This window comes from Pseudomonas sp. G3-19 (assembly GCF_054855875.1).
Genome location: NZ_JBMPIQ010000003.1, coordinates 4,216,445 through 4,232,156, shown reverse-complemented (window position 1 = coordinate 4,232,156; position 15,712 = coordinate 4,216,445). Strand labels below are relative to the sequence as shown.

The window sequence follows — 15,712 nt, the reverse complement described above, 5'->3', positions numbered from 1 at the left end:
GGCAAACAGGATTTCGCTTCCGCAAGCTCCAGAGATCTATTTATAAGGAAACGTTGGTTGGAAATTGACCTGCGGGCTTGCTTTCTCTAGAATCCCCGGTCTCTTAAAACGGGGGCCATTCCGGCCCGTTGTGGACGAACCAGGTAACACGACATGAAACGTACTTTCCAACCAAGCACTATCAAACGCGCTCGTACCCACGGTTTCCGTGCTCGCATGGCTACCAAGAACGGTCGCGCTGTCCTGTCGCGTCGTCGCGCCAAAGGTCGTGCGCGTCTGGCAGTTTGATAATCCGGTACTGGAGGTGAGTCAGGACTTCAGTCGGGAAAAGCGTCTGCTTACCCCCCGGCATTTCAAGGCAGTCTTTGACTCCCCTACCGGCAAGGTTCCGGGGAAAAATCTCCTGCTCCTTGCGCGCAACAACGATCTTGATCACCCCCGTCTCGGGCTGGTTATCGGGAAAAAGAGCGTAAAGCTCTCCGTTGAGCGCAATCGCCTCAAACGTCTGATGCGCGAATCGTTCCGTCTGCACCAGGATTCTCTGGTCGGCTGGGATATCGTTATCGTCGCGCGCAAAGGTTTGGGCGATGTAGAAAACCCCGAATTGATTCAGCATTTCGGCAAACTCTGGAAGCGTCTGGCCCGTAACAAGCCAGTTCCAGCAGTCAAAACCGAAACTGTAGGGGTAGACAGTCCAGATGCGTAAACTGGCACTCGTTCCGATCCAGTTTTATCGCTACGCCATTAGTCCTTTGATGGCCAGTCACTGTCGTTTCTACCCCAGTTGTTCTTGCTACGCGTATGAAGCCATCGAAAATCATGGCCTTCTGCGCGGTGGCTGGCTGGCCTTTCGTCGTTTAGGTCGCTGTCATCCGTGGAATCCCGGTGGTTATGACCCGGTTCCACCTATCCCTACCTCCCGTTCTTCTTCGATGGCCGAGTAATCATGGATATCAAACGCACGATCCTGATCGTCGCCCTGGCAATCGTGTCCTACGTTATGGTTCTTAAATGGAACCAGGACTATGGCCAGGCTGCCCTGCCGACTCAGAATGTTGCTTCCAGTACGACTGCATCCGGTTTGCCGGACACCGTTCCTGGCAATAACGCTTCCGCCAGTGACGATATTCCGCGTGCCGCAAGCGACACCAGCGCACCTGTGGAAACCCCGGTCGCTGCCAGCAAGGATCTGATCCAGGTCAAAACCGACGTGCTCGATCTGGCGATCGATCCCCAGGGCGGTGACGTTGCTCAACTGACTTTGCCACTGTATCCACGTCGTCAGGATCGTCCTGATGTACCGTTCCAGCTGTTCGACAACGGCGGCGAACGTACTTATCTGGCACAAAGCGGCCTGATCGGCACCAACGGTCCGGACGCAAGCCCGGCCGGTCGTCCGGTTTACGCCTCGGAGAAGAAAAGTTATCAACTGACTGACGGTCAGGACCAATTGGTCGTCGACCTGAAGTTCAGCAAGGACGGCGTCAACTACATCAAGCGTTTCACCCTGAAACGCGGCCTGTATGACGTTACCGTGACCTACCTTGTGGATAACCAGAGCGCTCAGCCTTGGTCGGGTTCGATGTTCGCCCAACTGAAGCGCGACGCCAGTGCCGACCCTTCGTCGACCACTGCCACCGGCACCGCGACTTACCTGGGCGCCGCCCTGTGGACAAGTTCCGAGCCGTACAAGAAAGTGTCCATGAAAGACATGGACAAAGGTCAGCTCAAGGAAACCGTCACCGGTGGCTGGGTAGCCTGGCTGCAACACTACTTCGTGACTGCATGGGTTGCGCCGAAGGGCGAAAACAACATTGTTCAGACGCGTAAGGACAGCAAAGGTAACTACATCATCGGTTACACCGGTCCTTCGCTGACCGCTGCACCGGGTGCGAAAGTTGAAACCAGCGCCATTCTGTACGCCGGTCCGAAAAGCCAGGCCGTACTGAAACAGTTGTCCCCAGGTCTGGAACTGACAGTCGACTACGGCATTCTGTGGTTCATCGCTCAGCCGATCTTCTGGTTGCTGCAACACATCCACGCGATCGTGGGTAACTGGGGCTGGTCGATCATCTTCCTGACCATGCTGATCAAAGGGATCTTCTTCCCGCTGTCGGCTGCCAGCTACAAATCCATGGCGCGCATGCGTGCCGTAGCACCGAAACTGGCTGCACTGAAAGAGCAGCATGGCGATGACCGGCAGAAAATGTCGCAAGCCATGATGGAGCTGTACAAGAAAGAGAAGATCAATCCGCTGGGCGGTTGCTTGCCGATCCTCGTGCAGATGCCGGTTTTCCTTTCGCTGTACTGGGTTCTGCTGGAAAGCGTGGAAATGCGCCAGGCGCCGTTCATGCTGTGGATCACCGACCTGTCGATCAAGGATCCGTTCTTCATCCTGCCGATCATCATGGGTGCGACCATGTTCATTCAGCAGCGTCTGAACCCGACTCCACCGGATCCGATGCAGGCGAAGGTCATGAAAATGATGCCAATCATCTTCACCTTCTTCTTCCTGTGGTTCCCGGCTGGTCTGGTGCTGTACTGGGTTGTGAACAACTGCCTGTCGATTGCCCAACAGTGGTACATCACGCGTAAGATCGAAGCGGCGACGAAAAAAGCCGAGGCGTAACTTACTCTGTGGATAACACCACTCAAAACGCCCCCTAGTGGGGCGTTTTGCTATCTGCCACTTTTGTCTGGATTCCGGTTTATGAGCGTACCTCGTGAAACCATCGCTGCTGTCGCCACCGCTCAAGGTCGCGGCGGTGTCGGCATCGTCCGTATTTCCGGGCCGTTGGCCAGCGTTGCAGCCAAAGCCATCAGCGGCCGTGAACTGAAACCGCGTTACGCGCATTACGGGCCGTTTTTCAGTGATGACCGGCAGGTGCTGGACGAAGGTCTGGCGCTATATTTCCCGGGCCCCAACTCGTTCACCGGCGAAGACGTGCTGGAACTGCAGGGACACGGTGGCCCGATCGTTCTCGACATGTTGCTCAAGCGTTGCCTGGAACTGGGTTGCCGTTTGGCCCGTCCGGGTGAATTCAGCGAGCGCGCGTTCCTCAACGACAAACTGGACCTGGCTCAGGCCGAGGCCATTGCCGACCTGATCGAAGCCAGTTCTGCACAGGCTGCACGCAATGCCTTGCGCTCCCTGCAGGGGGCGTTTTCCCAGCGTGTGCATAACCTCACCGAACAACTGATCGGCCTGCGCATCTACGTCGAAGCCGCCATCGACTTCCCGGAAGAGGAAATCGACTTCCTCGCCGATGGCCACGTGCTGAGCATGCTCGACAAGGTGCGAGAAGAGTTGTCCACCGTGCTGCGTGAAGCCGGGCAGGGCGCGTTGTTGCGTGATGGCATGACGGTGGTGATCGCCGGTCGGCCGAATGCCGGCAAGTCCAGTCTGTTGAATGCCCTGGCTGGCCGCGAAGCCGCGATCGTGACTGAAATTGCCGGCACCACCCGCGATATCCTGCGCGAACATATCCACATCGACGGCATGCCGCTGCATGTTGTCGATACGGCAGGTCTGCGTGATACCGATGATCAGGTGGAAAAAATCGGCGTCGAGCGTGCGTTGAAAGCCATTACTGAAGCGGATCGGGTGCTGCTGGTAGTCGATGCCACCGCACCGGAAGCTGCAGATCCGTTTGCCCTATGGCCGGAATTCCTCGAAACCCGGCCGGATCCGGCCAAAGTCACCTTGATCCGCAACAAGGCTGACCTGACAGGTGAAGCGATTGCTCTGGAAGTCAGCGACGATGGCCACGTGACCATCAGCCTCAGCGCCAAAACCGCCGGCGATGGTCTGGAGTTGCTGCGCGAACACCTCAAGGCCTGCATGGGCTATGAGCAAACCTCGGAAAGCAGCTTCAGTGCCCGTCGCCGTCATCTGGAGGCTCTGCGCCATGCCAGTGCAGCGCTGGAACATGGTCGCGCACAGCTGACGTTGTCCGGTGCCGGTGAGCTGCTGGCCGAGGATTTACGTCAGGCCCAGCACTCTCTGGGAGAAATCACCGGGGCATTCAGCTCCGATGACCTGCTTGGCCGGATCTTCTCCAGCTTCTGCATCGGTAAATAACCCTTCTGCTGTTCACAGACAGGCCCGTTCGCGGCCTGTCTGCACTCCTCATTTCTCAATTCCTTTCTCCAGTGCCGGGCAGACTCTCTCGCCCTGGGCGGATTTCCCTTGCCCGCCAACCAATCATTCAGCTGATTTCTGTGGATTAAGCCCTGTGAATAACTGCCAATGAGGTCAGTTGATAACAGGGCGTGAAAACTGGATATAACTGCCTCTGTGGATAACCACCCCATTCATCCACAGGCTTAAACCGGTTATCCAAGGGCCTCCCGAGGACCTGATAACAGGGTTTTGAAACCCTGTACACATTGAATAATAAGGCCTGTAGCAATCTATCCACAGAAAGGTCGGTCAGTAAGAATAAGCATTAAAACAAAGGTTTTATAAATTTCTCTCTTTTTTATTCTTTTAACCTCGAGTTCTCCACAGCTGGTTAAATTTTGTGCAAAGGGTTCTTTAGGAAGGGCGAAGTCCCTATACTTGTCGACCAGGTCCAGAAACCTGATCTCAAACTATTCCTGAATACCTACTTAAGCAGGCACGAGGTGCGTGGTGGATTTCCCTTCCCGTTTTGAAGTGATCGTCATCGGCGGCGGTCATGCCGGTACCGAGGCAGCACTGGCCTCAGCACGTATGGGGGCAAAAACCCTGTTGCTGACGCATAACGTGGAAACCCTCGGTGCCATGAGCTGCAACCCGGCCATCGGTGGCATTGGCAAAAGCCATCTGGTCAAGGAAATCGACGCCCTCGGCGGCGCGATGGCCATGGCTACCGATCTGGGCGGCATCCAGTTTCGCGTATTGAACAGCCGCAAAGGTCCGGCCGTACGAGCGACCCGTGCGCAAGCCGACCGTATTCTGTACAAGGCCGCTGTCCGCGAAATTCTGGAAAACCAACCGAACCTGTGGATATTTCAACAGGCCGCTGACGACCTGATCGTCGAGCAGGACCAGGTACGCGGTGTTGTCACGCAAATGGGTCTGCGGTTCTTCGCCGATTCCGTGGTGTTGACCACTGGTACGTTCCTCGGTGGACTTATCCACATCGGTTTGCAGAATTTCTCCGGCGGTCGTGCCGGTGACCCGCCGTCGATTGCCCTGGCACATCGTCTGCGTGAACTGCCGCTGCGTGTCGGTCGCCTGAAAACCGGTACGCCACCGCGCATCGATGGCAAATCTGTGGATTTCTCGGTCATGACCGAGCAACCGGGCGATACGCCGATCCCGGTCATGTCGTTCATGGGCAACAAGGAACAACATCCGCGCCAGGTCAGTTGCTGGATTACCCATACCAACGCCCGCACCCACGAAATCATCGCGGCGAACCTCGACCGTTCGCCGATGTATTCCGCTGCCGGCGAAATCGAGGGCATCGGTCCGCGCTACTGCCCGTCGATCGAAGACAAGATTCATCGCTTTGCCGACAAGGAAAGCCATCAGGTGTTCATCGAGCCGGAAGGCCTGACCACCCATGAGCTGTACCCGAACGGGATATCCACAAGCTTGCCGTTCGACGTGCAATTGCAGATCGTGCAATCGATCCGCGGCATGGAAAACGCGCACATCGTGCGTCCGGGTTATGCGATCGAGTACGACTACTTCGACCCGCGTGACCTGAAATACAGCCTGGAAACCAAAGTCATCGGCGGTCTGTTCTTCGCTGGTCAGATCAACGGCACCACCGGTTACGAAGAAGCTGGTGCGCAAGGTTTGCTCGCCGGGGCCAACGCCGCGCTGCGTGCCAAGGGCAAAGAAGCCTGGTGCCCGCGTCGCGATGAAGCGTACATCGGCGTGCTGGTCGACGACCTGATCACCCTCGGTACCCAAGAGCCGTACCGCATGTTCACTTCCCGTGCCGAGTACCGCCTGATTCTGCGCGAGGACAACGCCGACCTGCGTCTGACCGAAAAAGGTCGTGAACTGGGTCTGGTCGATGACGCGCGTTGGGCGGCCTTCTGCAAGAAACGCGAAAGCATCGAACTCGAAGAGCAGCGCCTGAAGAGCACCTGGGTTCGCCCGGGCACCCAGCAGGGCGATGCGATTGCGGAAAAATTCGGCACACCGCTGACTCACGAATACAACTTGCTCAACCTCTTGAGCCGTCCGGAAATCGACTACGCTGGTCTGGTCGAAGTGACCGGGCAGGGCGCCGAAGATCCACAGGTCGCCGAACAGGTTGAAATCAAGACCAAATACGCCGGTTACATCGACCGTCAACAGGACGAAATCGCCCGTCTGCGCGCCAGTGAAGACACGAAATTGCCTGTGGATATCGATTACACCAACATTTCCGGTCTCTCCAAGGAGATTCAGAGCAAGCTCGGTGCGACGCGTCCGGAGACGCTCGGCCAGGCTTCGCGGATCCCGGGCGTGACCCCGGCAGCGATTTCGCTGTTGATGATTCATTTGAAAAAACGCGGCGCGGGCCGTCAGTTGGAGCAAAGCGCTTGAGTTCTAAGGTCACTTCGCAACACGCCGAAGAGTTATCCACAGGAGCCCGCGCGCTCGGTGTCAATCTCAGCGCAGCCCAGCACGAATTGCTGCTGGGTTACCTGGCCCTGTTGATCAAATGGAACCAGGCCTACAACCTGACTGCAGTGCGCGATCCTGATGAAATGGTTTCGCGGCATCTGCTCGATAGCTTGAGCGTGATGTCGTTCATCGAAAACGGCCGTTGGCTCGATGTTGGCAGTGGCGGCGGCATGCCCGGCATTCCGCTGGCGATCCTGTATCCGGACTCGCAAGTCACCTGTCTGGACAGCAACGGCAAGAAAACCCGCTTCCTGACTCAGGTCAAACTCGAACTCAAACTGGATAACCTGCAAGTTATCCACAGTCGCGTCGAAGCCTTCCAGCCTGCCCAGCCATTCAACGGGATCATTTCCCGGGCTTTCAGCAGTATGGAGAACTTCACCAACTGGACTCGCCACCTCGGCGATGCCGACACGCGCTGGCTGGCAATGAAGGGCGTTCATCCGGCCGATGAGCTGGTAGCATTGCCGGCAGACTTCAAACTCGATAGCGAACACGCCCTGGCCGTACCCGGTTGCCAAGGCCAACGCCATCTGCTGATACTGCGCCGCACGGCATGATTGGGAACACAAGCAAGAATGGCTAAGGTATTCGCGATAGCGAACCAGAAGGGTGGTGTGGGCAAGACCACCACCTGCATCAACCTCGCAGCATCTCTGGTCGCGACCAAGCGCCGGGTGCTGTTGATCGATCTCGATCCACAGGGCAACGCCACCATGGGTAGCGGTGTGGATAAACATGGCCTGGAAAACTCGGTCTACGACCTGCTGATCGGCGAATGCGATCTGGCCCAGGCCATGCACTACTCCGAGCACGGCGGTTATCAACTGCTGCCGGCCAACCGCGACCTGACCGCGGCCGAAGTGGTTCTGCTGGAAATGCAGATGAAGGAAAGCCGTCTGCGCAGCGCGCTGGCGCCGATCCGTGAAAACTACGATTACATTTTGATCGACTGCCCGCCGTCGCTGTCGATGCTCACATTGAACGCACTGGTCGCCGCTGACGGGGTGATTATCCCCATGCAGTGCGAATACTTTGCGCTCGAAGGCTTGAGCGACCTTGTGGATAACATCAAGCGCATCGCCGAACTGCTGAACCCCAACCTCAAGGTCGAAGGTCTGCTGCGCACCATGTACGACCCGCGGCTGAGCCTGATGAACGATGTTTCGGCGCAGCTCAAGGAACACTTTGGCGAGCAGCTATACGACACAGTGATCCCGCGCAACATCCGCCTGGCCGAAGCACCGAGCTACGGTATGCCGGCACTGGCCTACGACAAGCAATCGCGCGGCGCGCTGGCCTATTTGGCCCTGGCGGGCGAGATGGTTCGCCGTCAGCGCAAAAATTCACGCATCGCCGCTGCCCAGCCAACTTAAGGAATCCCCATGGCCGTCAAGAAACGAGGTCTCGGACGTGGACTGGATGCACTGCTGAGTGGTCCGACCGTCAGCGCGCTGGAAGAACAGGCGGCGCAGGCCGATACCCGTGAGCTGCAACACCTGCCGCTGGATCTGCTGCAGCGTGGCAAATACCAGCCACGCCGCGACATGGACCCGCAGGCGCTGGAAGAGCTGGCGCAGTCGATCAAGGCGCAAGGCGTGATGCAGCCGATCGTGGTGCGCCCGATTGGCGGTGGCCGTTTCGAAATCATCGCCGGCGAACGCCGCTGGCGCGCCAGCCAGCAGGCCGGCCAGGAAACCATCCCGGCGATGGTTCGTGATGTGCCGGATGAGACCGCGATCGCCATTGCGCTGATCGAGAACATCCAGCGTGAAGACCTGAACCCGATTGAGGAAGCCGTCGCCTTGCAGCGTCTGCAGCAGGAATTCCAGCTCACTCAACAGCAGGTGGCCGAGGCTGTGGGTAAGTCCCGCGTGACTGTGGCTAACCTGTTGCGACTTATTGCACTGCCGGAAGTCATCAAGACCATGCTGTCCCACGGTGACCTGGAAATGGGTCATGCCCGTGCTTTGCTCGGTCTGCCGGACAATCAGCAGGTGGAAGGGGCGCGACATGTTGTCGCACGCGGCCTGACTGTGCGCCAAACCGAGGCACTGGTTCGTCAGTGGTTGAGTGGCAAACCGGAGCCTGTGGAAGCGGCCAAACCCGACCCGGATATCGCCCGGCTCGAACAGCGTCTGGCCGAGCGCCTAGGCTCTGCGGTGCAGATTCGCCACGGCAAGAAGGGAAAAGGTCAGCTGGTGATCGGTTACAACTCCCTCGATGAGCTTCAAGGTGTGCTCGCACACATCCGCTGAAACATTTCCTCATGTAGCGCGCAGTCGGAAATCACTACCTGACAGTTGAATAGGGGCAGAACCGCCCCTATACTCTGCGCGCATTTTGTCGGCACAAATTATGCCAAGTTATTGAATTCTGGCAGCCGACCATTGGAGAGCAAACGTGATGGAAACCCGCAAGCCAAACCGCCTGCCGTTCCATCGCCTGGCGGTTTTTCCGGTGTTGATGGCTCAATTTGTCATTTTGCTCATTGCCGCTTTGGCGCTCTGGCAATGGCACGGAGTCGTTGCCGGATACTCGGGACTTTGCGGAGGCCTGATAGCCTTGCTGCCCAATGTTTATTTCGCTCACAAGGCATTTCGGTTTTCCGGCGCCCGAGCAGCCCAGTCCATCGTCCGGTCATTTTATGCCGGCGAGGCAGGCAAACTGATTTTGACGGCAGTGCTGTTTGCACTGGTGTTTGCAGGTGTGAAGCCATTGGCGCCGATCGCAGTATTCGGCGCTTTCGTGCTGACTCAGTCGGTCAGCTGGTTCGCTCCCCTGCTGATGAGAACAAGACTTTCGAGACCTTAGGGCGTTTGAGGCAACCATGGCAGAAACAACCGCTTCGGGCTATATCCAGCACCACTTGCAGAACCTGACCTTCGGTCAGCTACCTAACGGCGGCTGGGGCTTTGCCCATACCGCAGCAGAAGCCAAGGAAATGGGCTTCTGGGCTTTCCACGTCGATACCCTCGGCTGGTCGGTCGCGCTGGGTCTGATCTTCGTTTTCCTTTTCCGCATGGCGGCAAAGAAAGCAACATCGGGTCAGCCAGGTGCTTTGCAGAACTTCGTTGAAGTATTGGTCGAATTCGTCGATGGCAGCGTGAAAGACAGCTTCCATGGCCGTAGCCCGGTGATCGCACCGCTGGCACTGACCATCTTCGTCTGGGTGTTCCTGATGAACGCCGTCGACCTGGTACCGGTCGACTGGATTCCTCAGCTGGCCATCCTGATCACCGGCGACCACCACATCCCGTTCCGTGCCGTGTCGACCACCGACCCGAACGCGACCCTGGGCATGGCGTTCTCGGTTTTCGCACTGATCATTTTCTATAGCATCAAGGTCAAGGGCATCGGCGGCTTCATCGGCGAACTGACCCTGCACCCGTTCGGCAGCAAGAACATCTTCGTTCAGGCCCTGCTGATCCCGGTGAACTTCCTGCTGGAATTCGTGACCCTGATCGCCAAGCCGATCTCTCTGGCCCTGCGTCTGTTCGGCAACATGTATGCCGGCGAGCTGGTGTTCATTCTGATCGCTGTGATGTTCGGCAGCGGCCTGCTCTGGCTGAGTGGCCTGGGCGTTGTTCTGCAGTGGGCGTGGGCTGTGTTCCACATCCTGATCATCACCCTGCAGGCGTTCATCTTCATGATGCTGACCATCGTCTACCTGTCGATGGCGCACGAAGAAAACCATTAAGAGCAGCCTCGGCTGATCTGATGTCCCTCCCGGTCAAACGGGAGGGGGCTCTTAACCGGGCCTCTGAAACGATTTGTTTTACCGCTTTAATCTAAAAAACCTAAACCATACGACGTAAAAGTCGGGAGGAAAGATGGAAACTGTAGTTGGTCTAACCGCTATCGCTGTTGCACTGTTGATCGGCCTGGGCGCACTGGGTACCGCAATTGGTTTCGGCCTGCTGGGCGGCAAGTTCCTGGAAGGCGCAGCGCGTCAGCCAGAAATGGTTCCAATGCTGCAAGTTAAAATGTTCATCGTTGCCGGTCTGCTCGACGCCGTAACCATGATCGGTGTTGGTATCGCTCTGTTCTTCACCTTTGCGAACCCGTTCGTTGGTCAGATCGCTGGCTAATTACCCGGATTCTTCCGAGTAATTTGGTGTGATGGACAACGTAACTGCGAGGTGTTGGCGTGAACATTAATGCGACCCTGATTGGCCAGTCCGTTGCGTTCCTGATTTTTGTACTGTTCTGCATGAAGTTCGTATGGCCTCCGGTCATCGCTGCTCTGCACGAACGTCAAAAGAAGATCGCTGATGGTCTGGACGCTGCCAGCCGTGCAGCTCGCGACCTGGAGTTGGCCCAAGAGAAAGCGGGTCAGCAACTGCGCGAAGCGAAAGCTCAGGCAGCTGAAATCATCGAGCAAGCCAAGAAACGCGGTAACCAGATCGTTGAAGAGGCTGTTGAAAAAGCCCGTATCGACGCTGACCGTGTGAAGGTTCAGGCTCAAGCCGAGATCGAACAGGAACTGAACAGTGTCAAAGACAAGCTGCGCGCCCAAGTGGGCTTGCTGGCTGTCGGCGGCGCCGAGAAGATCCTGGGTGCCACAATCGATCAAAACGCGCACGCAGAGCTGGTTAACCAACTGGCTGCTGAAATCTAAGCGAGGGCGATCATGGCAGAACTGACCACGTTGGCCCGACCTTACGCTAAGGCGGCCTTCGAGCACGCTCAGGCCCACCAGCAACTGGCCAATTGGTCAGCCATGCTCGGCCTGGCTGCAGCGGTGTCGCAAGACGACACCATGCAGCGCGTGCTCAAGGCCCCGCGACTGACGAGCGCAGAAAAGGCCGCCACGTTCATTGACGTGTGCGGCGACAAGTTTGATGCCAAGGCACAGAACTTCATCAATGTCGTTGCCGAAAACGACCGTCTCCCGCTTCTGCCGGAGATCGCCGCTCTGTTCGACCTGTACAAGGCCGAACAAGAGAAGTCGGTAGACGTTGAAGTGACCAGTGCTTTCGCATTGAACCAAGAACAGCAAGACAAACTCGCCAAGGTTCTCAGTGCACGACTCAACCGGGAAGTGCGCCTGCAAGTTGCGGAGGATGCTGCCCTTATAGGGGGTGTCGTTATCCGCGCCGGCGACCTGGTTATCGATGGCTCGATTCGCGGCAAAATCGCGAAACTTGCCGAAGCATTGAAATCTTGAGTTTGAAGGGGCAGCAGAGCAATGCAGCAACTCAATCCTTCCGAAATAAGTGAAATTATCAAGGGCCGCATCGACAAGCTCGATGTGACCTCCCAAGCCCGTAACGAAGGCACTGTCGTCAGCGTATCTGACGGCATCGTGCGGATTCACGGTCTGGCCGACGTCATGTACGGCGAGATGATCGAGTTTCCGGGCGGCGTCTACGGTATGGCCCTCAACCTGGAGCAAGACTCCGTAGGTGCCGTTGTACTGGGCGCATACACCAGTCTGGCTGAAGGCATGAGCGCCAAGTGCACCGGCCGCATCCTCGAAGTTCCGGTGGGTAAGGAACTGCTGGGTCGCGTAGTCGACGCACTGGGTAACCCTGTTGACGGCAAAGGTCCACTGGGCAACACCTTGACCGACGCGGTCGAGAAAGTTGCACCTGGCGTGATCTGGCGTAAGTCGGTAGACCAGCCTGTACAGACTGGCTACAAGGCTGTCGATGCCATGATCCCTGTCGGCCGTGGCCAGCGTGAGCTGATCATCGGTGACCGTCAGATCGGTAAAACCGCTCTGGCGATCGACGCGATCATCAACCAGAAAGACAGCGGCATTTTCTGCGTCTACGTAGCGATCGGTCAGAAGCAATCGACCATCGCCAACGTGGTTCGCAAGCTGGAAGAAAACGGCGCCCTGGCCAACACGATCATCGTGGCTGCCAGTGCTTCGGAATCTCCTGCGCTGCAATTCCTGGCACCGTACTCCGGTTGCACCATGGGTGAATTCTTCCGCGACCGCGGTGAAGACGCGCTGATCGTTTATGACGATCTGTCCAAGCAAGCAGTGGCTTACCGCCAGATTTCCCTGCTGCTGCGCCGTCCACCAGGCCGTGAAGCTTACCCAGGCGACGTGTTCTATCTCCACTCCCGTCTGCTGGAGCGCGCATCCCGCGTTTCGGAAGAATACGTAGAGAAGTTCACCAACGGCGCAGTGACCGGCAAAACCGGTTCCCTGACCGCACTGCCAATCATCGAAACCCAGGCTGGCGACGTTTCCGCGTTCGTTCCGACCAACGTGATTTCCATCACCGACGGTCAGATCTTTCTGGAATCGGCCATGTTCAACTCGGGCATCCGCCCTGCAGTGAACGCCGGTGTTTCGGTATCCCGTGTGGGTGGTGCCGCTCAGACCAAGATCATCAAGAAGCTGTCCGGTGGTATCCGTACCGCTCTGGCTCAGTACCGTGAACTGGCGGCATTCGCCCAGTTCGCTTCTGACCTGGACGAAGCGACCCGTAAGCAACTTGAGCATGGTCAGCGCGTTACCGAGCTGATGAAGCAGAAGCAATACGCACCAATGTCGATCGCTGACATGGCGCTGTCGCTGTATGCCGCTGAGCGTGGGTTCCTGACTGACATTGAAATCGCCAAGATCGGCAGCTTCGAACAAGCGCTGATTGCTTTCTTCAACCGCGATCACGCCGATTTGATGGCCAAGATCAACGTTAAAGGTGACTTCAATGACGAAATCGACGCTGGCATGAAAGCCGGTATCGAGAAGTTCAAGGCCACCCAAACCTGGTAAGCCGCAGCGGGAGCCGCAAGGCTCCCGCTTGCTAACCTGATAGGTGTTACATGGCAGGCGCAAAAGAGATTCGCAGTAAGATTGCGAGCATCAAAAGCACGCAAAAAATTACCAGCGCCATGGAAAAAGTGGCGGTGAGCAAAATGCGCAAGGCACAAATGCGCATGGCAGCCAGCCGTCCTTATGCGGAGCGTATCCGCCAGGTAATTGGGCATCTGGCCAACGCCAACCCGGAATACCGCCACCCGTTCATGATCGACCGTGAAGTAAAGCGCGTCGGTTATGTCGTCGTGAGCAGTGACCGTGGTTTGTGCGGCGGCTTGAACACCAACCTGTTCAAGGCCCTGGTCAAGGACATGGCGGTAAACCGCGAAAACGGCGTCGAGATTGATCTGTGTGTAGTCGGTAGCAAGGGTGCGGCCTTTTTCCGCAACTTCGGCGGTAACGTCGTTGCAGCTATCAGCCACCTGGGTGAAGAGCCGTCGATCAATGATTTGATCGGCAGCGTCAAGGTGATGCTGGATGCCTACCTGGAGGGCCGTATCGATCGCCTGTCCGTGGTATCCAACAAGTTCATCAACACCATGACACAACAGCCTACCGTGGAGCAGTTGATTCCACTGGTGGCAACCCCGGATCAAGAACTCAAGCACCACTGGGACTACCTCTACGAACCAGACGCCAAAGAGCTGCTTGACGGCTTGATGGTGCGCTACGTGGAGTCGCAGGTGTACCAGGCGGTGGTCGAGAACAACGCAGCTGAACAAGCTGCGCGGATGATCGCGATGAAGAACGCTACCGACAACGCCGGTGATTTGATCAGCGATTTGCAGCTGATCTACAACAAGGCGCGTCAGGCTGCGATCACCCAAGAGATCTCGGAAATCGTCGGCGGCGCTGCCGCGGTTTAACGGTTCAAATATTCAGAGGATCCAGCTATGAGTAGCGGACGTATCGTTCAAATCATCGGCGCCGTTATCGACGTGGAATTTCCACGCGACAGCGTACCGAGCATCTACAACGCGCTGAAAGTAGTCAGCGCGGCCGAAACCACTCTGGAAGTTCAGCAACAGCTGGGCGACGGCGTGGTTCGTACCATTGCGATGGGTTCCACCGAGGGCTTGAAGCGCGGTCTGGAAGTTACCGATTCCGGCGCAGCCATCTCCGTACCGGTCGGTAAAGCGACTCTGGGCCGGATCATGGACGTTCTGGGTAACCCGATCGACGAAGCCGGTCCAATCGACACCGAAGAGCGCTGGGGCATTCACCGCGCAGCACCTTCGTTCGCTGAGCAAGCAGGCGGCAACGACCTGCTGGAAACCGGCATCAAGGTTATCGACCTGGTTTGCCCGTTCGCCAAAGGCGGTAAAGTCGGTCTGTTCGGTGGTGCCGGTGTAGGCAAAACCGTAAACATGATGGAACTGATCCGTAACATCGCCATCGAGCACAGCGGTTATTCCGTGTTCGCCGGTGTGGGTGAGCGTACTCGTGAGGGTAACGACTTCTACCACGAGATGAAGGACTCCAACGTTCTGGACAAAGTGGCACTGGTTTACGGTCAGATGAACGAGCCGCCGGGAAACCGTCTGCGCGTAGCCCTGACCGGCCTGACCATGGCCGAGAAGTTCCGTGACGAAGGTAACGACGTTCTGCTGTTCGTCGACAACATCTACCGTTACACCCTGGCCGGTACTGAAGTATCCGCACTGCTGGGCCGTATGCCTTCGGCAGTAGGTTACCAGCCGACCCTGGCTGAAGAGATGGGCGTTCTGCAAGAACGTATCACTTCGACCAAAGAAGGTTCGATCACCTCGATCCAGGCGGTATACGTACCTGCGGATGACTTGACCGACCCGTCGCCAGCGACCACCTTCGCCCACTTGGACGCCACCGTCGTTCTGTCCCGTGACATCGCTTCCCTGGGTATCTACCCAGCGGTAGATCCACTGGATTCGACTTCGCGCCAGCTGGATCCGAACGTAATCGGTCAGGACCACTACGACACCGCTCGCGGCGTTCAGTACGTTCTGCAACGTTACAAAGAGCTGAAAGACATCATCGCGATCCTGGGTATGGACGAGCTGTCGGAAGCCGACAAACAGTTGGTTAACCGTGCTCGTAAGATCCAGCGCTTCTTGTCGCAGCCGTTCTTCGTGGCTGAAGTCTTCACCGGTGCTTCGGGTAAATACGTTTCCCTGAAAGACACCATTGCTGGCTTCAAAGGCATCCTCAACGGTGACTACGACCACCTGCCAGAACAAGCGTTCTACATGGTTGGCGGCATCGAAGAAGCGATCGAGAAAGCCAAGAAACTGTAATCCCGGCGCCCGGCAACGGGCGCTAATTTAGGTTGAGGCAATCAG

General features: G+C 57.2%; 17 protein-coding genes. All 17 read left to right on the top strand.

The genetic code is table 11. The features are described 5' to 3' along the window. Nucleotides 1–153: 153 nt before the first annotated feature. The 17 genes from rpmH (at nt 154) to atpD (ending at nt 15,667) form a co-directional block, all read left to right on the top strand. Nucleotides 154–288, top strand: a complete 135-nt coding sequence (gene rpmH, locus ACOYXI_RS19450; RefSeq protein ID WP_003213577.1) for a 50S ribosomal protein L34 — start codon at nt 154–156, stop codon at nt 286–288. Nucleotides 289–304: 16 nt separating this feature from the next. Then, on the top strand, nt 305–706 hold the full coding sequence (gene rnpA, locus ACOYXI_RS19445; RefSeq protein ID WP_011336726.1) for a ribonuclease P protein component: 402 nt from the start codon (nt 305–307) through the stop codon (nt 704–706). Next, the gene (yidD, locus tag ACOYXI_RS19440; protein ID WP_080761984.1) at nt 699–944 is read left to right on the top strand and encodes a membrane protein insertion efficiency factor YidD; all 246 of its coding nucleotides are present in this window, start codon (nt 699–701) and stop codon (nt 942–944) included. The genes rnpA and yidD overlap by 8 nt, the downstream gene beginning before the upstream one ends. Before the next feature lie 2 nt (nt 945–946). Next, nucleotides 947–2,629 (top strand): membrane protein insertase YidC, encoded by a 1,683-nt coding sequence (gene yidC, locus ACOYXI_RS19435; RefSeq protein WP_134785066.1) that lies wholly within the window; start codon nt 947–949, stop codon nt 2,627–2,629. Between the two features lie 81 nt (nt 2,630–2,710). Beyond that, nucleotides 2,711–4,081, top strand: coding sequence for a tRNA uridine-5-carboxymethylaminomethyl(34) synthesis GTPase MnmE (gene mnmE, locus ACOYXI_RS19430; protein WP_461675187.1), 1,371 nt, complete (start codon nt 2,711–2,713; stop codon nt 4,079–4,081). 552 nt (nt 4,082–4,633) lie between these two features. After that, nucleotides 4,634–6,532: a tRNA uridine-5-carboxymethylaminomethyl(34) synthesis enzyme MnmG gene (gene mnmG / locus ACOYXI_RS19425; protein ID WP_007960775.1), complete on the top strand. Its 1,899-nt coding sequence runs from the start codon at nt 4,634–4,636 to the stop codon at nt 6,530–6,532. Beyond that, on the top strand, nt 6,529–7,173 hold the full coding sequence (gene rsmG, locus ACOYXI_RS19420; protein WP_041073590.1) for a 16S rRNA (guanine(527)-N(7))-methyltransferase RsmG: 645 nt from the start codon (nt 6,529–6,531) through the stop codon (nt 7,171–7,173). Before mnmG ends, rsmG begins: the two co-directional genes overlap by 4 nt. A gap of 18 nt (nt 7,174–7,191) precedes the next feature. Then, nucleotides 7,192–7,989, top strand: a complete 798-nt coding sequence (locus tag ACOYXI_RS19415; protein ID WP_003229787.1) for a ParA family protein — start codon at nt 7,192–7,194, stop codon at nt 7,987–7,989. 9 nt (nt 7,990–7,998) lie between these two features. Then, nucleotides 7,999–8,871, top strand: a complete 873-nt coding sequence (locus tag ACOYXI_RS19410) for a ParB/RepB/Spo0J family partition protein (RefSeq protein ID WP_007960777.1) — start codon at nt 7,999–8,001, stop codon at nt 8,869–8,871. 148 nt (nt 8,872–9,019) lie between these two features. Next, nucleotides 9,020–9,427, top strand: a complete 408-nt coding sequence (locus ACOYXI_RS19405) for a F0F1 ATP synthase subunit I (protein WP_003229783.1) — start codon at nt 9,020–9,022, stop codon at nt 9,425–9,427. A gap of 16 nt (nt 9,428–9,443) precedes the next feature. After that, on the top strand, nt 9,444–10,313 hold the full coding sequence (gene atpB / locus ACOYXI_RS19400) for a F0F1 ATP synthase subunit A (protein ID WP_007960779.1): 870 nt from the start codon (nt 9,444–9,446) through the stop codon (nt 10,311–10,313). 133 nt (nt 10,314–10,446) lie between these two features. Then, nucleotides 10,447–10,704 (top strand): F0F1 ATP synthase subunit C, encoded by a 258-nt coding sequence (gene atpE / locus ACOYXI_RS19395; protein WP_003097235.1) that lies wholly within the window; start codon nt 10,447–10,449, stop codon nt 10,702–10,704. 59 nt (nt 10,705–10,763) lie between these two features. Further along, nucleotides 10,764–11,234, top strand: coding sequence for a F0F1 ATP synthase subunit B (locus ACOYXI_RS19390; protein WP_011336718.1), 471 nt, complete (start codon nt 10,764–10,766; stop codon nt 11,232–11,234). A gap of 12 nt (nt 11,235–11,246) precedes the next feature. Continuing rightward, nucleotides 11,247–11,783, top strand: a complete 537-nt coding sequence (locus ACOYXI_RS19385; RefSeq protein WP_007911956.1) for a F0F1 ATP synthase subunit delta — start codon at nt 11,247–11,249, stop codon at nt 11,781–11,783. Between the two features lie 21 nt (nt 11,784–11,804). Beyond that, nucleotides 11,805–13,349, top strand: a complete 1,545-nt coding sequence (atpA, locus tag ACOYXI_RS19380; protein ID WP_047596971.1) for a F0F1 ATP synthase subunit alpha — start codon at nt 11,805–11,807, stop codon at nt 13,347–13,349. 50 nt (nt 13,350–13,399) lie between these two features. Then, complete coding sequence (gene atpG, locus ACOYXI_RS19375; protein ID WP_010565870.1) at nt 13,400–14,260, top strand: F0F1 ATP synthase subunit gamma; 861 nt, start codon at nt 13,400–13,402, stop codon at nt 14,258–14,260. A 27-nt stretch (nt 14,261–14,287) separates the two neighbouring features. Further along, the gene (gene atpD / locus ACOYXI_RS19370; protein WP_027610292.1) at nt 14,288–15,667 is read left to right on the top strand and encodes a F0F1 ATP synthase subunit beta; all 1,380 of its coding nucleotides are present in this window, start codon (nt 14,288–14,290) and stop codon (nt 15,665–15,667) included. Nucleotides 15,668–15,712: the final 45 nt, after the last annotated feature.

Coding starts and splice junctions, on each gene's coding strand:
- rpmH (WP_003213577.1), top strand. CDS start 154: ATGAAACGTACTTTCCAACCAAGCACTATCAAACGCGCTCGTACCCAC.
- yidD (WP_080761984.1), top strand. CDS start 699: ATGCGTAAACTGGCACTCGTTCCGATCCAGTTTTATCGCTACGCCATT.
- yidC (WP_134785066.1), top strand. CDS start 947: ATGGATATCAAACGCACGATCCTGATCGTCGCCCTGGCAATCGTGTCC.
- mnmE (WP_461675187.1), top strand. CDS start 2,711: ATGAGCGTACCTCGTGAAACCATCGCTGCTGTCGCCACCGCTCAAGGT.
- ACOYXI_RS19415 (WP_003229787.1), top strand. CDS start 7,192: ATGGCTAAGGTATTCGCGATAGCGAACCAGAAGGGTGGTGTGGGCAAG.
- ACOYXI_RS19410 (WP_007960777.1), top strand. CDS start 7,999: ATGGCCGTCAAGAAACGAGGTCTCGGACGTGGACTGGATGCACTGCTG.
- ACOYXI_RS19405 (WP_003229783.1), top strand. CDS start 9,020: ATGGAAACCCGCAAGCCAAACCGCCTGCCGTTCCATCGCCTGGCGGTT.
- atpB (WP_007960779.1), top strand. CDS start 9,444: ATGGCAGAAACAACCGCTTCGGGCTATATCCAGCACCACTTGCAGAAC.
- atpE (WP_003097235.1), top strand. CDS start 10,447: ATGGAAACTGTAGTTGGTCTAACCGCTATCGCTGTTGCACTGTTGATC.
- ACOYXI_RS19385 (WP_007911956.1), top strand. CDS start 11,247: ATGGCAGAACTGACCACGTTGGCCCGACCTTACGCTAAGGCGGCCTTC.
- atpA (WP_047596971.1), top strand. CDS start 11,805: ATGCAGCAACTCAATCCTTCCGAAATAAGTGAAATTATCAAGGGCCGC.
- atpG (WP_010565870.1), top strand. CDS start 13,400: ATGGCAGGCGCAAAAGAGATTCGCAGTAAGATTGCGAGCATCAAAAGC.
- atpD (WP_027610292.1), top strand. CDS start 14,288: ATGAGTAGCGGACGTATCGTTCAAATCATCGGCGCCGTTATCGACGTG.